Raw genomic sequence first — 15083 nt, 5'->3', positions numbered from 1 at the left:
GGCTTATCCGAATACCCACTGGCGGTTGATGACGTAGGTGACGAGGGGGGTGACGGTGACGGCGGGCACCAGCGGCAGCCAGACGGGACCGCCCAGCCAGCCGGTGATGACCCAGGTGAAGACCGCGTTCAGCACCATGCCCGATGCCTGCACCGCGACGAACTTCACCTGCTGGCCCGGCCCCTCGCCCCGCGTGCCATGGCCCTTGAAGCTCCAGCGCGAATGGAAGACGAATCCGAAGGCCACCGCCACGGCAAAGGCCGGGAATACCGCCAGCCATGCGCGCCGCGGCGGCAGCGCCCAGGTGGCGAGCGGCAGATAGACCGCGGAGTAGATCACCGCGGACAGGCCGCCGACGATCGCGAAGCGCACGAGCTGGCCGACGATGCAGCTCGCGCGTAGCCGCTCCATCCGTTGCACCAATGCGACCCCGTCTTGTCTCAACGCCCGTCTTGCCCTTTGCGCCGCCGGCTATACACCGGCGCGACTTGCCCGAAAGGCCGGGCCTTAGGGCGGATGGACGCGTGAAGGAAGCATCTTTGGGTCGTCTGGAGGCCGGGTTCGATCGGCATTGGAAGCTGCTGACGCTGATCGCGTGGGCCGCGGTGACCGCCTGGTTCGTGTATGACCGCTGGAACCAGATACGCTGGATGTCGCTGGGCGATACCGACGACAATATGCGGCTGATGCAGGTGCGCGCCTGGCTGGGCGGGCAGGGCTGGTACGATCTGCGCCAGTATCGGCTGAACCCGCCGGTGGGCTTCGACATCCATTGGAGCCGCCTCGTCGACCTGCCGATCGCCGGGCTGATCCTGTTCTTTCGCCTGTTCACCAGCAATAGCTGGGCGGAGCGGCTGGCGGTCGGCATCGCGCCCCTGATCCCGCTGTCGGTCACCATGCTGGCGCTGGGCGCCACGGTCCGCCGGCTGATCGCGCCGGCCGCCTGGCCGCTGGCGATCGCCTTCCTGCTCGGCACGGCGGCGACGATGCTGATGTTCATGCCCGAGCGCATCGACCATCATGGCTGGCAACTGGCGATGCTGAGCGTGACGGTGGCGGGGTTGTGCGATCCGCAAGCACGGCGTGGCGGAATGATGGTGGGGCTGGCGAGCGCGGCCTCGCTGACCATCGGGCTGGAGATGCTGCCCTATGCCGCGATGGCAGGCGCGATCATCGCCCTGCGCTGGGTATGGGACCGGGGGGAGGCGCCGCGGCTGGGCATCTATGCGCTGACGCTGGGCGGGGGAAGTGCGGCGGGCTTCGTCGCCTTCGCCTCCAATGCCAATTACGCGATGCGTTGCGACGCGCTGACCCCGGTATGGTTGTCGGTGACGATGGCGGCGGGGGCGCTGCTGTTCGTGCTGGCGCGGGTGAACCCGGCATCCAGGGGCGCACGCCTGTCACTGGCGCTGGTGGCGGGCGGGGGGATCGCGATCGGCTTTGCGATGCTGTTTCCGCAATGCCTGACGCGGCCCGAACAGGTCTCGCCCGAGTTGCAGCGCAACTGGCTGAACAATGTGCGCGAGGCCAAGCCGATCTACAAACATCCGTTGCGCATGGCGTTGCCGATCGTCGTGCTGCCGCTGATCGGGCTGTTCGGCGCGATCTGGGCGACATGGGCGGCGCGGGCGACGCGGGTGGCGGGATCCTGGGCGGCGGTGACGCTGTTCACCGCCTTTGCATGCATGATGCTGTTGTGGCAGGCGCGCGCCGGGCCGGCGGCGCAGTTGCTGGCGGTGCCCGGTGCCGCCGCGCTCGGCTGGCTGATCCTGCCCTGGTTCCTGAACCACCGGCTGCTGATCGTGCGGGTCGGCGGCACGGTGGCGGGGTTCCTGCTCGTCTCGGGCCTGTTCGCCGGGCTGGCGATCAAGTGGTTCCCGATCGACCGGCCCAAGGCCTATGCCAAGCGCGTCAACGCGGCGACCGGCAATTGCATGCGCACCACCGTGCTGTCGCGGCTGAACCGCTATCCGGCGCAGACGGTGTTCACCTTTGTCGATTTGGGGCCGCGATTGATCGTGACGACGCATCACAGCGCGATCGCGGGGCCCTATCACCGCAACGGTGACGCGATCCTGGACGTGCAGCATGCGTTTCAGGGATCGGAGGCGCAGGCGCGGGGCATCATGAAGCGGCACGGCGCGACGCTGCTGCTGCTGTGCCCCAACATGTCCGAATCGACCAACTACCGGGCGCGGGCGCCGGGCGGCTTCTACGACCGGATGGCCAGCGGCTGGGTGCCGGGCTGGCTGGTGCCGCTGCCGATCGCCAAGGGCTCGCCGCTCAGGCTGTACCGGATCGAGTGATCCGGTTGGTCGCCCTCACCCTTCCGCGGCTGCGCCGCTCCCTCCCTCTCCCGGTGGGAGAGGGAAAGGACGCTAACGCTGTGCGGCGAGGGCCTTTTTCAGGCGGGCGTGCGCCGCGCCCTTGATCTGGCAGACGCGCGCGGCGCCGACGCCGATCACCTGGCCGATCTCCTCCAGGTTCAGTTCCTCGACATAATAAAGCTGGATGACCAGCGCCTCGCGCTCGGGCAGTGCGCCGATCGCCTGGATCAGCGCGTCGCGGAGCGCCCCGTCGGCGAGTTGTTCGAAGGCGTCGGGGGTGTCGTCGGCGAACCAGGGAAGGTCGTCGGCATAGAGTTCGTCGATCGGCTCGAACCGCACCGCCTCGGCCGTCGTATAATCGGCGCGCAGGCGCTCGACGGTGACACCCAGCTTGGCCGCGACGGCGGCATCGGTCGGGGCCTGGCCGCCCGGGGTGGTGAGTGCGCCCACCGCCTCGTGATATTGCCGCCGGCGACGCATCGCGCCGCGCGTGGTGGTCGCCTGACGGCGGAGTTCGTCGATCATCGCGCCGCGCAGGCGGGTGGCGAGATACTGGCGGAAGGCGACGCCGCGTTCCTCGAAGGTGGCGGCGGCCTCGACCAATGCGACGAGGCCGACCTGGACCAGATCCTCCACCTCCACCAAGCTCGACATGCTGCCATGCACATGCCACGCAATGCGGCGGACGAGTTGGAGATGCTGGCGGATCAGCGCATCGGCATCGCCCCCGGCGCGCTTCAGCGGCTTGTAGGTCAGGGGTGCGCCGTCAAGGGCGGGGGCGTCGTGGAACGCCTGCTGCATGGGGAGCGCGCTCATGCCGCCAGCGCCTGCGGAGCGCCGATGACGGCGACGACTTCGACGGCCTTTTCTTCGGGCACCTCGAAGAAGGACAGGACGGGCGTATCGGGCAGCACGGTGCGCAACAGCTTGCGCATCGCGATGCGGACGCTGGGCTGCACGACGAGGGCGAAGGGACGCGCCTCGGCGATCAGCGGCTGCGCGGCGTGGGACAGCGAATCGGTGATGCGGCGGCCGAGATCGGGGTCGATCACATGGCGGCGGCTGGCGTCGCCGCGCACCGCCTGACCGAGCAGCGCCTCCAGATGACCGTCGAGCGTCATCACGCGCAACGGTTCGCGCGGGCCGCACAGCTTCTGGATGATCAGCGAACCGAGGCGCGGCCGGATCAGCTCGACGATTTCCTCGGCATCCAGCGTCTTTTGCGCCGCGACGGCGATCGCGCTGGCGATACGGCGGAACTCCTTCAAGGCGATGTTCTCCGAAAGCAGGCCCTTGAGCACTTGCGTGAGGGTGGTGAGGGGGAGGGGGTTGGGGCTGAGCGAGCCGGCGAGCTGGGCGGCGGTTTCCTTCAGCCCGTCGAGCAGCGCCTGGACCTCGTCGGGGCCGAGCAGCTCGGCGGCGTTGGAGCCCAGCACATGGTTGAGGTGCGTCGCCATCACGGTGCCGGGGTCGACCACCAGATAGCCCATGCCCGTCGCGGCATCGGCGTCGCCCTTGGCGATCCAGGTCGCGTCCAGGCCGAAGGTGGGGTCCTTGGCGGTCTTGCCGTTGAGGTGGCCGACGCCCTGGCCGGTGTTGAGGGCCAGCATCTCGTCGGGCGAGACCTGGTCCTCGCCGACGATGACGCCGTTGATGATCAGGCGGTAGGTGTAGGGCGCCAGGTTGATGTCGTCGCGCACGCGTGCCTGCGGCACGACGAAGCCCAGTTCCTTGGAGAGCTGACGACGGACGCCGGTGATGCGGGCCATCAGGGGGGAGCCGCGGCGCTGGTCGACGAGGGGGACGAGGCCGTAGCCGATGTCGATGTTGACCTGCATGGTCTCCGTCACTTCGTCCCAGCCGATGCGGCTCTGGTCGACGGGTTCGGCAACCGGAGCGGCGGGGGGCGGTACCGGGCGGCGTTCGATCTGGCGCAGCTTCCAGGCGGCGAAGCCCGCGATGGCGGCGGCGGGCAGGATCACGAGGTGCGGCATGCCGGGGAGGATGCCCAGCAGCCCGAGGATGCCGGCGACCGGCGTCCAGGTGCGCGACGCGGCGAACTGCGAGCCGATCTGGCCGGCGAGATCCTTGTCGGAGGACACGCGGGTGACGATCGCGGCGGCGGCGATGGAGAGCATGAGCGAGGGCAGCTGCGCGACGAGCGCGTCGCCGATCGCGAGCAGGATATAGGTGCGCGCGGCGTCGCCGATCCCCATGCCGTGGCTGACCGGACCCAGGATCAGGCCGCCGATGATGTTGGCGGCCAGGATCAGCATCGCGGCAACCGCGTCGCCCTTCACGAACTTGGACGAACCGTCCATCGAGCCGTAGAAATCGGCCTCGGTGGACACCTCGACGCGGCGCGCCTTGGCTTCGTCCGGGGTGATCAGGCCGGCGTTCAGGTCGGCGTCGATCGCCATCTGCTTGCCGGGCAGCGCATCGAGGGTGAAGCGCGCCGACACCTCGGACACGCGGCCCGCACCCTTGGTCACGACGATCAGGTTGATGATCATCAGGATCGCGAAGACGAACAGACCGACGACATAGTCGCCGCCGATCAGAAAGGTGCCGAACGCCTCGATCACATGGCCGGCCGCACTCTCGCCCTCATGCCCGTGGACGAGGACGATGCGGGTGGAGGCGACGTTCAGGCCGAGGCGGAACAGCGTCGCAAAGAGGAGAACGGTTGGAAAGGCCGAGAAGTCGAGCGGCTTTTGCGCATTGAGCGCGACCATCAGCACGAGCAGGCTGATCGCGATGTTGGCGACAAAGAAGATGTCCAGCAGCGCCGGCGGGATCGGCACCATCATCACGATGACGAGGAGCAGGATCGCGGCGGGCAGCGCCATGGTGCGGCCGGAGGAGAGCAGCTTGTTCACGGCCTCAGCCCCCCATCCGTGCGAGCATCATATAGGCGAGGCGGGCATGATCGGGGCTGGGGCGCAGAACGCTGTCGCCTGCCGTCTTGCCCGCGCCCAGCTTCGTCATCGCCTGGTTCGCCCAGTTCATCGCGTCGGTGGCGCTTTCGTTGTTGCCGGTGACGACGGTGGCGTCCCCCATCGACAGCGCCTGCGCGGCGAACTGGAGGTTGGCGGCGCGGGTCGCCTGCGTGTCGGCGCCGGCCGCGGCCAGCTTGTCGGCGAAGCGGTCGTAGATCTGCGCCACGGTGCGCGGCTGACCGTTCGAGGCGTAGAAGATGCCGCGGTTCGCGCGCGCGGCGGCGGGGAACAGCGCGGCACCGCTCGCCTGCGGGCTGGTGGCCATCGTCTTCAGGAACTTGGTGGCGCCGCCGAGGCCCAGGAAATGGGCCATGTAGAGGTCGGTGCTGTTGGCCGGACGGTTCAGCGACGCTTCCAGTGCGTCCTTGTTGTCCGAGGCGAACTCGGCGGCCATCAACGAGGAGGCGGTGGGGTCGGTGCGCAGGTTCAGGATCGCCTGGCGTGCGCCGGGCGCGACGGTGAAGCGCCCGCCCGACTGGCCGATCGCATCGGCGGCCCAGCCGAGGCCGTGTTCGGAGCCGTGCTTCTTCACCACGGCCAGCCAGCTTTGTTCAAGGAACTGGTAGAGGCCGGTCGCCGACGAGGTGCCCGCGCGCGCGCTGGCGTTGAGCCCGGATTCGAGCTTCGCCTGCCCCAGCAGATAGTCGAAATCGACGCCCGTGCGGCTGGATGCCAGCGCGATCGCCGATTGGACCTTGGACGTGGAAACGGGTTGAACGGTCATGCCGGATGCGAGAAGCCCCTGTTGTCAGCGGGGATCTAGCAAGGGGCGTGCCAAGTTGGGTTTGTGGACTTCCCTCTCCCCGGAGGGGCGAGGGCGAGGAGATAGGCGGCAAGGGGTTGCCGGTGTTGCCGGCCGGGATTGCCGTGCTGCCGGTCAGGCGTAGGCGCGCATTCCTTGCGCGGCGTAGGAATTGCCAAACTGGCCGGTCAGGGTCTGGAGGCGGCGGCGGACATTGGCGGCCATCAGGTTGACGTAGATCCGGCACGTCTCGTTCAGGCGATCGGCCTCGTCGGCCAGCTCGCGCAGATCGGGACCAGCCGGGCCGGTGCCCAGCGCCGACAGTTCCTCGATCGCGACCAGCTTCGTCTGGGTGGCGCGTTCCAGCCCCGCGACGTCGTTGGCGCGCAGCGCGGCGATTTCCTGATGAAGCGCCTCGATCACCCGGATCAGCGCGTCGCGTCGTGTCACTGGCCGTTCCAGTTCAGCTTCAGGGCGATCATCTGGTCGGCGATGGTCGCCGGCAGGATCGGGAATTCACCCTTTTCGATGGCCCGCTTGATCGTGGCCACGCGGTCGGTATCGACCGGGGGAGACTTGGCGAGGTCGGCGGCGAGGCCGCTCAGGGCCGCGGTGTCGGCGCCGCCCTTGCGGGTCGCGCCGGCATTTGCCGCCTGGGTGGCGGGCGCGGTGGCCGCAACCGTGCCGACGCGAATGATCTTCGCATCTCCCGATATCGGCCTTGAGCTTACTGCGTCCACCATGTCACCCCCGTTGAGGTCTCCTTTGCATAGGGAGAAACGACCGGGAGTGACGAACCTTTAGGATTTATTCGTAACCGGCCAGGGTCGCGTGACCGGCGGCGAGGGCGACCACCTGGACCGGCTGCTTTGCGGTGTCGATCCGCACCATGAAGCGGGCGCCGGGGGCCGCATCGCCCATCGCGACGCCTTCGCGCGAGATGGAGAAGCCGTTCGATCCCGCCTCGATCATCACGGGGTCGCCGCGGCGGATGACCGGCGGCTCCCTGGTGGTCGCGGGTGCCATGGCCGGGCGCAGCGCGGCGGGCGCGGCCACCGCGGCGGCGGGACGGTTCACGGGCACGAAGATGCGCCAGTCCGGTCCGGCACAGGCGATCACTACCGCATCCTGCGCGGGCGTGCGCCACGAAATGGCGACGGTGGGACATTGCGCGAGGCGCAGGCGCGGATCGACCGCGGTACGCGCGCCCCCCACCTCTCCAACGGCGTGGCCGGTGAAGGCGGCAACCGCGCGGTCCAGGCCGGCCGTATCCTGAAAGGCGACGGCGGCGAGCAGGGAAAGCAGGATCATCAGGGTCTCCGGACAGGTTCGCCGGCAAAGGCGAGCGTGACCATGGCGGTGCGCCGTCCGGGCGCATCGGCGATGGCGATGGAAAGGCGGGGGGCGGCCGGCGCGATCAGCGCGGCGACGGCGCGGGCGCGGTCGGCGGCGAGCACGGCGCGGCTGCCGGTGGCGGGGTCGACATCGGCGGCGCTGCCGTCGACCGAACCGGTGACGGTAAGCATGACGCGCGGGTCGGCGGCGGCGCTGCGCGCCCAGGCGAGGAGGTCGCCGGATGCGCCATCGGGACGGGCCGATCCGGTGGGGAAACTCACCATTGCGGCGGCCAGCGGCATCGGCGGTTCCCGCGGGGTGGCACGGGGAATTTCAGGGGCGCCGCCAAAGCCCTGGCGAAGCCCGGCAACGAGCGCGGCGCGATCCTGATGCCGGGTCGCCTCGATCAGCGCGAAGCAGCCGACGAGCAGCAGCGCGAGATCGGCAAGCGTGACCAGCCAGATCGGGCGGTTCGGGCGCGGTTCGGGAAAGGCGATCATGCGACGCTGGCCAGCGTCACCGCGCGGCGCGGCGCCTCGCGCGCGGCAAGCGCGGCGAGCGGCGCTTCGAGGCGGGCGCGTTCGGTGGCTTCGGTGCGGGCATTGGTGCGCAGGCGGTGGGCGATGGGCAGGGCGAATAGGTTGCCGAACAGCGCGCCGTACAAGGTGGCGAGGAGGGCAATCGCCATCGCGCTGCCGATCGCGGCGGGATCGCGCAGCGTGGCGAACATCGAGGCGAGGCCGATGAGCGTGCCGATCAGCCCCATGGCGGGCGCCGCCTCCGCCATGCCGGCCCAGACATCGGCGGCGGCGACGTGGCGCTCGATCCGCAAGCTCTGGGCGCGGTTCAGCCCCTCGACGATCGCGGCGGGCGGCTGGCCATCGACGATCGCGGTGACCGCGTCCGCCAGATCGGCATCGGCGACCACGGTGCGGTCGAGCGCGACCACGCCCTGGCGCCGGGCGATCCGGTCGAGCGCGGCGAGCTGGCCGAGCAGCGCGTCGCCGTCGAAGCGGCGGCGGGGCAGCGTGCGCAGCGCCGCCAGCGCGCGGCCGATATCGGCGAGCGGATGGCGCAGCAAGGTGGCGAGCATCGTACCGCCCGCGACGATGGCGAGCGCGACGGGATCGAGGAACTGGTCCAGGGGCGGGAACGCGGTCATGCGCGGGTATCTGCAAGGGTTGGGCCAGTTTGGGGTGGGGCGTGTTTCCCTCGCCTCCGGGGAGAGGGAGGGGACCCGCGGCGCAGCCGTGGGGAGGGTGAGGGGTTGCCAAGCAGTGCTGACGTTTGGGGCAGCCCCTCACCCTCCCACCGCTTCGCGGCGGGCCCCTCCCTCTCCCCGGCGGGGAGAGGGGTAGAGGCGGCAAGGGGGTTGCCGGGTGGCGGCAAAGGGTTGCCGGTTTTGCCGCCGATATGGGGCCGGAGAAGCGATTCCGGCCGGAACGGGCAATTGGCACGGCCATTGCTTTGGATGGCGCGTGCGCAATGGGGCGCCAGGAGAAACCGGCCGGTGGCCAGTGAATCGCTATTCGGGGTGCATGGGGCCGCGCTGGAGGTCCGTTCGCAGCGCATGGGCCTGCTGGCATCCAATATCGCCAATGCCTCCACGCCCGGTTTCAAGGCGCGCGACCTGGATTTCGGCGCCGCGCTGAAGGCGGTCGAGGCGGGGAACACCGGCGCCGACCTTTCGGGGGCGATCGGCTACCGCGTGCCGACCCAGACCTCGTTCGACGGAAACACGGTCGAGCTGAACGAGGAGCAGACCGCGTTCGCCGAGAATGCGGTGCAGTACCAGTCGACGCTGTCGTTCCTGAACGGCCGCATCTCCACCATCACCCGCGCGCTGAAGGGGGAATAAGCCATGTCGGGCCAGCCGCTCTCCATCTTCCAGGTCGCCGGCCGTGCGATGTCGGCAGAGCTGGTGCGGATGAACACGACCGCATCGAACCTGGCCAATGCCGGCGGCATCGCCGGATCGGAGGCCGCCGCGTACAAGACGATGAAGCCGGTGTTCCGCACCAGCTTCGACGCCGCCAGCGGCATGTCCACCGTCGACGTGGAAAAGGTCGTCACCGCCGGGGAGGCGCCGACCAAGCGCTATGACCCGGACAATCCCATGGCGGACAAGGACGGCAACATCTTCGAGGCGGCCGTGGATGAAACGCGCGAGCTGGTCGACATGATGGAGACCGCGCGCACCTACCAGAACAATGTCGAGGTGATGCAGACCGCCAAGTCGCTGATCGTCGACACCCTCAAGCTGGGTCGCTGATCATGGCCGCATCCACCACCTTCGATTCCACCCTGTCGCAACTGGGCATCGCCCGGTCCGGCGGCACCACGGGCACGAGCGCGACCACCGCGACCAAGAACAAGTCGACGATGGACCAGTCCGACTTCCTGAAGCTGATGACCACGCAGCTGAAGAACCAGGACCCGTTCAGCCCGGTCGACAACACCCAGATGGTCGCGCAGATGGCGCAGTTCTCCAGCGTCGCCGGCATTTCGGAGATGAACAAGACGCTGTCGTCGATCATGACGAAGCTGAACGGCACGACGACCAGCGACGCGCTGAGCTATGTCGGCAAGACCGTGCTGACCGAGGGCGGCACCGCATTCCCGCGCACCGGCGGCGGCATTGCCGGTGCCGTCGAACTGGGCGCGGCGGCCAGCGACGTGACCGTGACGATCGCCGACAAGAACGGCGCGGTGCTGAAGACGCTGACCATGGCCAACAAGCCGGCGGGCACCTCCACCTTCGACTGGGACGGCATCACCGATGACGGCCAGACCGCCGGCGCCGGGCCGTACAAGGTGACGCTGTCGGCGCTGAACAACGGCGTGGCGGTGAGCGCCAAGCCGCTGGTCTGGGCGCCGGTCGAATCCGTGTCGCTGCCATCGGGCGGCACCCCCGTCTTGTCGGTGACCGGGCTGGGCCAGGTCGCACTCAGCGCCGTCCGCTCGGTCGGCTGATCCCCTTTCCCATTTCCAGAACAGGAATCCGTCCATGTCCTTCTACACTTCGCTCAGCGGCCTCAAGGCTTCGCAGACCGACATGTCGGTCATCTCGCACAACATCGCCAATTCGGCGACCAACGGCTTCAAGAAGAGCAAGGCGACCTTTTCGGACGTGATGGCGTCCAGCCTGTCGACCGATCCCACCAAGCAGGTCGGGTCGGGCACCGTGGTCCAGCAGAACCGCCAGAACTTCAAGGAAGGCAATTACAACAGCACCGCCTCCGCGCTGGACCTCGCCATCTCGGGCGACGGCTTCTTCGCGGTCAACAATGGCGGCAACCTGTCCTACACCCGCAACGGCGCGTTCCAGGTGGACACGAACGGCATGGTGACCGACGCGCAGGGAAGCAACCTGCAGGTCTATCCGGTCGACCAGAACGGCAATGTGACGGCGACCGGCACCGACGGCTTGATCGGCCTGAAGCTGCCCGAAACGAGCGGCGCACCGGTGGCGACGGGCAAGGTTACGCTGGACGTGAACCTGTCTTCGTCCGCGACCGTCCCGAAGGGGCCGTTCAACCGCACCAACGCGACGACCTACAACAACTCGACCACCACCACGATCTACGACGCGGCGGGTAACGCACAGTCGGTGGTCAACTATTATGTCCGCAACGAGATGCCGGCAAATTCCACCACGACGAGCTGGTCGGTGTACAGCTTCGTCGGCGAGCAGCCGCTGCGCTCCGGCGGGACCAGCCCGCAGACGATGACCTTTGATGCGTCGGGCACGATGACCGCGCCGCAAAAGCCGGTCGAGTTCGACGCCTTTTTGCCGAAGGGTCAGGCGACGCAGCAGTCGTTCACGCTGGACTATACCGGCTCCACCGAGATCTCGTCGGTCTTCTCGGTCGACGGGCGCAGCCAGGACGGCGTGGCGCCGGGTACGCTGTCGGGCGTGTCGGTGGACAAGTACGGCCTGATCACCGCCAGCTTCTCGAACGGCGACACCCAGGCGCTGGGCAAGGTGGCGGTCGCCAACTTCAACAACCCCGAAGGGCTGCGCCAGGACGGCAACAGCTACTGGTCGGCGACCGGCCAGTCGGGCAAGGTGAAGCTGGGCGAGGCCAACACGTCGAGCAACGGCGCGGTCATGTCGAGCACGCTGGAGGGATCCAACGTCGACATCACCGAGGAACTGGTCGGCCTGATCGCGGCGCAGCGCAATTTCCAGGCGAATGCCAAGGCGCTGGATACCGCCAGCCAGATCTCGCAGACCATCTTCAACATCCGCGCATAAGCGGCGACTGACGGGAGCCCCCGGTGGACAAGCTGGTCTATACCGCGGCGACGGGCCTGCGCGCGCACATGTCGGCGCAGGCGGCGATCGCCAACAACATGGCGAACGCCTCCACCACGGGCTTCCGGGCCGATCGGGTCGTGTTCGACCGGATCGAGTTGAAGGGGGACGGCACGCAGTTCGAGGCGCGGATGCCGGCGTCGGAGGAAGTGACGGATGCAGACCGGGCCGCAGGGGCGGTGCAGTCGACGGGCCGCGCGCTGGACGTGGCGGTGAACGGCACGGCGGCGTGGCTGGCGGTGCAGGCGGCCGACGGATCGGAAGCCTATACGCGGCGCGGTGACCTGACGGTGGCACCGACCGGCGTGCTGCAGACCGGCGACGGCTTTCCGGTGATGGGCCAGAGCGGGCCGATCACGCTGCCGCCGTACGATTCGCTGACCATCGCGCCCGACGGATCGATCTCGATCATGGCGCAGGGCGATGCCACCGGCCAGCCGCAGATCATCGACCGGCTGAAGCTCGCCTCCACCACCGGATCGAACACGGTGAAGGGACTCGATAACCTTCTGCGGGTAAAAGGCGGAGGCGCGCTGCCCGCGGACATGGACGCCACCGTCCAGGCGGGGGCGCTCGAGGGCTCCAACGTCAATCTGACGCAGGCGCTGGTCGACATGATCGAGAACCAGCGCAGCTACGAGGTGCAGGCCAACCTGATGAAAGAGGCCAAGTCGATGGACGAAAGCAGCGCGCAGCTCCTGCGCATGCCCAGCTGAGGATTAGGGACCGATGTCTTCCGCCGCCATGCATATCGCGCGCACCGGGCTCGACGCCCAGGACATGCGCATGCGCGTCATTTCGAACAACCTCGCCAACGTGAACACCACCGGGTTCAAGAAGGACCGGGCGGCGTTCGAGACGCTGGCCTATCAGGTCGTCACCGCGCCGGGCGCGGCGAGCTCCACCGAGAGCCGCTACGCGACCGGCCTGAACCTCGGCACCGGCGTGCGCATCCAGGGCACTGCGCGGATCGAGAACCAGGGTTCGATGAACACCACGGGCAATTCGCTCGACCTGGCGCTGGACGGCGACGGATATTTCCAGGTGCAGTTGCCGGGCGGGCAGCTCGGCTACACCCGCGCGGGCAATTTCTCGCGCTCGGCCGAGGGGCTGCTGGTCACGGCCGAGGGCTATCAGGTGATGCCGGGCATCACCGTGCCCGAGGGCGCGACCAACATCACGATCGGCACCGACGGCACCGTCTCCGCGAGTGTCGCAGGCCAGACGCAGCCGACCGAACTGGGCCAGATCCAGGTCGCCAGCTTCCCCAACTCCGCCGGGCTCCAGTCCAAGGGCGACAACTACATGCTGGAAACCGCGGCGAGCGGCGCGGCCAATCTGGGTGTCGCGGGCCAGGACGGCCGCGGCAATGTCCGCCAGGGCATGCTGGAGGGCTCCAACGTCAACGTCGTCGAGGAACTGGTCGACATGATCGAGACGCAGCGCGCCTATGAGGTGAATTCCAAGATGATCTCGGCGACCGACGAGATGCTGAAATACGCGAACCAGAATCTCTGATCATGGCGTCACGTATCCCCACCCCCCGTTTCGGCTATTGGATCGAATGCGCGCTGGCGGCCGCCGCCGGCGCCATGGTCATCGCCGCCTTCGCCCCCGTGCCCGCCGATGCCGGCATCTTCGGCAAGAAGGCGCCGAAAGAGGATTTCTCCGCCGCGCATCCGCCGGTTGCGGTGCAGCCGCTGCCCCCGGCGCAGCCGACGGGATCGATCTTCCAGGTCGCCGACGGTTACGGCGCATTGCATGAAGGCTGGCGCGCGCGGCGCGTCGGCGATCCGCTGACCATCGTGCTGGTCGAGCGGACCGCGGCGTCCAAGTCGGCAAGCTCCAAGCTCGACTCGACCGGCGGCTTCGGCATCACCCCGCCCGCTACGGGTCCGCTGTCGCTGTTCAACCCGACCGATATCGGCACCAGCGGCCGGCGCAATTTCGACGGCGCGGGTGCGACGGGTCAGTCCAACTCGCTGTCGGGCGAGATCAGCGTGACCGTGGCGGAGGTCTTCGCCAACGGCACGATGCTGGTGCAGGGGCAGAAGCGCGTCACGCTGAACCGCGGTGACGAGTTCATCCAGATCAAGGGGATCGTGCGCACCGCCGATGTCGGGCTGGACAACCGCGTGCCCTCTACCCGCGTCGCCGATGCGCAGATCGCCTATACCGGCAAGGGCGATGTCGCCCGCGCCAGCCGCCAGGGCTGGCTGAGCCGCTTCTTCCAGACCATCAGCCCGTTCTGAGGACCATCCATTCCATGATCCGCATGCTGCTTGCCTGTCTTGCCGCGCTTCTGGTCGCCGCGCCCGCCCATGCGGACCGCGTCAAGGATCTGGGCGGGTTCCAGGGCATCCGTTCCAACCAGCTGACCGGCTACGGCGTCGTCGTCGGCCTGCCGGGCACGGGCGACGACAATCTGGAATATACGGTGCAGAGCCTGAAGGCCGTCGCCTCGCGCTTCGGCCTGCAACTGCCGCCCAACATGAACCCGGGGATGAAAAACGCGGCGGTGGTGATGGTCACGGCCGAGTTGCCGCCCTTCGCCAAGCCGGGGCAGCGGCTGGACATCACCGTCGCCTCCATGGGCAAGGCGAAGTCGCTGCGCGGCGGCAGCCTGATCCTGACCCCGCTGCTGGGTGCGGACGGGCAGATCTATGCGATGGCGCAGGGCAATCTGGCGGTCGGCGGGCTGGGCGCGGAAGGCGCGGACGGATCGAAGATCGTCGTCAACGTGCCCTCCACGGGCCGCATCCCCGAGGGTGCGACCGTCGAGCGTGCCGTGGCGACCGGGTTCGACACCGCGCCGACGCTGACCTTCAACCTGGCGCGTGCCGATTTCACCACCGCGCAGAACGTCGCCTCGGCGATCAACCAGCGACTGGGCGGCGGCGTGGCGCAGGCGATCGATGCGGTGTCGGTGGCGGTGCGCGCACCCGCTGGCGCGCAGGTGCGCACCGCGCTGATGAGCGAGATCGAGAATCTCGACGTCAACTCGGCCGAGCCGTCCGCGAAAGTTATTGTTAATGCTCGCACCGGAACGGTCGTTATCAATAGCGCGGTCCGGGTCGGGCCGGCGGCGGTGACGCATGGCAAGCTGACGGTGCGGATCGACGAGAACCAGCGGATCAGCCAGCCGGCGCCGTTCAGTCAGGGCCAGACCGCGGTCGAGCAGCGATCGGGCGTGGCGATCGACGAGGAGAAGAAGCCGATGTTCCTCATCAATCCCGGTCCCAAGCTGGCCGATGTGGTAAAGGCGGTGAACGCGATCGGCGCCAGCCCGGCCGACCTGGTCGCGATCCTGGAGGCGCTGAAGGAAGCCGGCAGCCTGAAGGCGGAGCTGATCGTCCTGTGAG

General features: G+C 68.5%; 18 protein-coding genes. 9 read left to right on the top strand and 9 right to left on the bottom strand.

From position 1 onward, the window contains the following. Positions 1 to 3: 3 nt before the first annotated feature. Complete coding sequence (locus OXR08_RS03575) at positions 4 to 411, bottom strand: GtrA family protein (RefSeq protein WP_267347702.1); 408 nt, start codon at positions 409 to 411, stop codon at positions 4 to 6. A 128-nt stretch (positions 412 to 539) separates the two neighbouring features. Between OXR08_RS03575 and OXR08_RS03570 the strand changes: the two genes are divergently transcribed. Next, entirely contained in the window at positions 540 to 2306 is a 1767-nt protein-coding gene (locus OXR08_RS03570; protein WP_267347700.1) for an AcrB/AcrD/AcrF family protein, read from the top strand. Between the two features lie 72 nt (positions 2307 to 2378). Here the strand turns inward: OXR08_RS03570 and OXR08_RS03565 are convergent, their stop codons facing one another. The 8 genes from OXR08_RS03565 to OXR08_RS03530 all read right to left on the bottom strand — a co-directional run bounded on the left by OXR08_RS03565 (position 2379) and on the right by OXR08_RS03530 (position 8565). Then, on the bottom strand, positions 2379 to 3143 hold the full coding sequence (locus tag OXR08_RS03565) for a FliA/WhiG family RNA polymerase sigma factor (protein WP_267347698.1): 765 nt from the start codon (positions 3141 to 3143) through the stop codon (positions 2379 to 2381). Continuing rightward, the gene (gene flhA, locus OXR08_RS03560; RefSeq protein WP_267347852.1) at positions 3140 to 5176 is read right to left on the bottom strand and encodes a flagellar biosynthesis protein FlhA; all 2037 of its coding nucleotides are present in this window, start codon (positions 5174 to 5176) and stop codon (positions 3140 to 3142) included. The genes OXR08_RS03565 and flhA overlap by 4 nt, the downstream gene beginning before the upstream one ends. 34 nt (positions 5177 to 5210) lie before the next feature. Continuing rightward, positions 5211 to 6050: a lytic transglycosylase domain-containing protein gene (locus tag OXR08_RS03555; protein WP_149681319.1), complete on the bottom strand. Its 840-nt coding sequence runs from the start codon at positions 6048 to 6050 to the stop codon at positions 5211 to 5213. 153 nt (positions 6051 to 6203) lie between these two features. Continuing rightward, positions 6204 to 6518 carry a flagellar protein FlgN gene (locus OXR08_RS03550; RefSeq protein WP_112381662.1) on the bottom strand — a complete coding sequence of 105 codons (315 nt, stop codon included), beginning with the start codon at positions 6516 to 6518 and terminating at the stop codon, positions 6204 to 6206. Further along, positions 6515 to 6811: a flagellar biosynthesis anti-sigma factor FlgM gene (flgM, locus tag OXR08_RS03545; protein ID WP_267347694.1), complete on the bottom strand. Its 297-nt coding sequence runs from the start codon at positions 6809 to 6811 to the stop codon at positions 6515 to 6517. The genes OXR08_RS03550 and flgM overlap by 4 nt, the downstream gene beginning before the upstream one ends. Positions 6812 to 6875: 64 nt before the next feature. Beyond that, complete coding sequence (locus OXR08_RS03540) at positions 6876 to 7379, bottom strand: flagella basal body P-ring formation protein FlgA (RefSeq protein WP_112381660.1); 504 nt, start codon at positions 7377 to 7379, stop codon at positions 6876 to 6878. Further along, entirely contained in the window at positions 7379 to 7903 is a 525-nt protein-coding gene (locus OXR08_RS03535; protein WP_267347690.1) for a hypothetical protein, read from the bottom strand. Before OXR08_RS03535 ends, OXR08_RS03540 begins: the two co-directional genes overlap by 1 nt. Further along, on the bottom strand, positions 7900 to 8565 hold the full coding sequence (locus OXR08_RS03530) for a MotA/TolQ/ExbB proton channel family protein (RefSeq protein ID WP_267347688.1): 666 nt from the start codon (positions 8563 to 8565) through the stop codon (positions 7900 to 7902). Before OXR08_RS03530 ends, OXR08_RS03535 begins: the two co-directional genes overlap by 4 nt. Positions 8566 to 8874: 309 nt before the next feature. On the opposite strand from OXR08_RS03530, the gene flgB reads away from it, so the two are divergent. From flgB to OXR08_RS03490, 8 genes are read left to right on the top strand one after another with little or no spacing between them, the layout of a single operon-like run. After that, complete coding sequence (gene flgB / locus OXR08_RS03525) at positions 8875 to 9261, top strand: flagellar basal body rod protein FlgB (protein WP_267347686.1); 387 nt, start codon at positions 8875 to 8877, stop codon at positions 9259 to 9261. 3 nt (positions 9262 to 9264) lie between these two features. Continuing rightward, positions 9265 to 9675, top strand: a complete 411-nt coding sequence (gene flgC / locus OXR08_RS03520) for a flagellar basal body rod protein FlgC (protein WP_267347684.1) — start codon at positions 9265 to 9267, stop codon at positions 9673 to 9675. Between the two features lie 2 nt (positions 9676 to 9677). Further along, entirely contained in the window at positions 9678 to 10376 is a 699-nt protein-coding gene (locus OXR08_RS03515) for a flagellar hook assembly protein FlgD (RefSeq protein ID WP_267347682.1), read from the top strand. A 34-nt stretch (positions 10377 to 10410) separates the two neighbouring features. After that, the gene (locus OXR08_RS03510) at positions 10411 to 11661 is read left to right on the top strand and encodes a flagellar hook protein FlgE (protein WP_267347680.1); all 1251 of its coding nucleotides are present in this window, start codon (positions 10411 to 10413) and stop codon (positions 11659 to 11661) included. Positions 11662 to 11684: 23 nt separating this feature from the next. After that, positions 11685 to 12437 carry a flagellar basal body rod protein FlgF gene (gene flgF, locus OXR08_RS03505; protein ID WP_267347678.1) on the top strand — a complete coding sequence of 251 codons (753 nt, stop codon included), beginning with the start codon at positions 11685 to 11687 and terminating at the stop codon, positions 12435 to 12437. Between the two features lie 13 nt (positions 12438 to 12450). Continuing rightward, positions 12451 to 13239, top strand: coding sequence for a flagellar basal-body rod protein FlgG (flgG, locus tag OXR08_RS03500; protein WP_112381653.1), 789 nt, complete (start codon positions 12451 to 12453; stop codon positions 13237 to 13239). Between the two features lie 2 nt (positions 13240 to 13241). After that, complete coding sequence (locus OXR08_RS03495) at positions 13242 to 13973, top strand: flagellar basal body L-ring protein FlgH (protein ID WP_267347675.1); 732 nt, start codon at positions 13242 to 13244, stop codon at positions 13971 to 13973. A 14-nt stretch (positions 13974 to 13987) separates the two neighbouring features. Continuing rightward, positions 13988 to 15082 (top strand): flagellar basal body P-ring protein FlgI, encoded by a 1095-nt coding sequence (locus OXR08_RS03490; RefSeq protein WP_112381651.1) that lies wholly within the window; start codon positions 13988 to 13990, stop codon positions 15080 to 15082. Position 15083 lies beyond the last annotated feature (1 nt).

Source organism: Sphingomonas sp. GM_Shp_2 (assembly GCF_026540875.1).
Lineage (GTDB): Bacteria > Pseudomonadota > Alphaproteobacteria > Sphingomonadales > Sphingomonadaceae > Sphingomonas > Sphingomonas carotinifaciens.
Note: the sequence above shows the minus strand (reverse complement) of the source record. Positions and strands in the feature narration are given on the sequence as shown.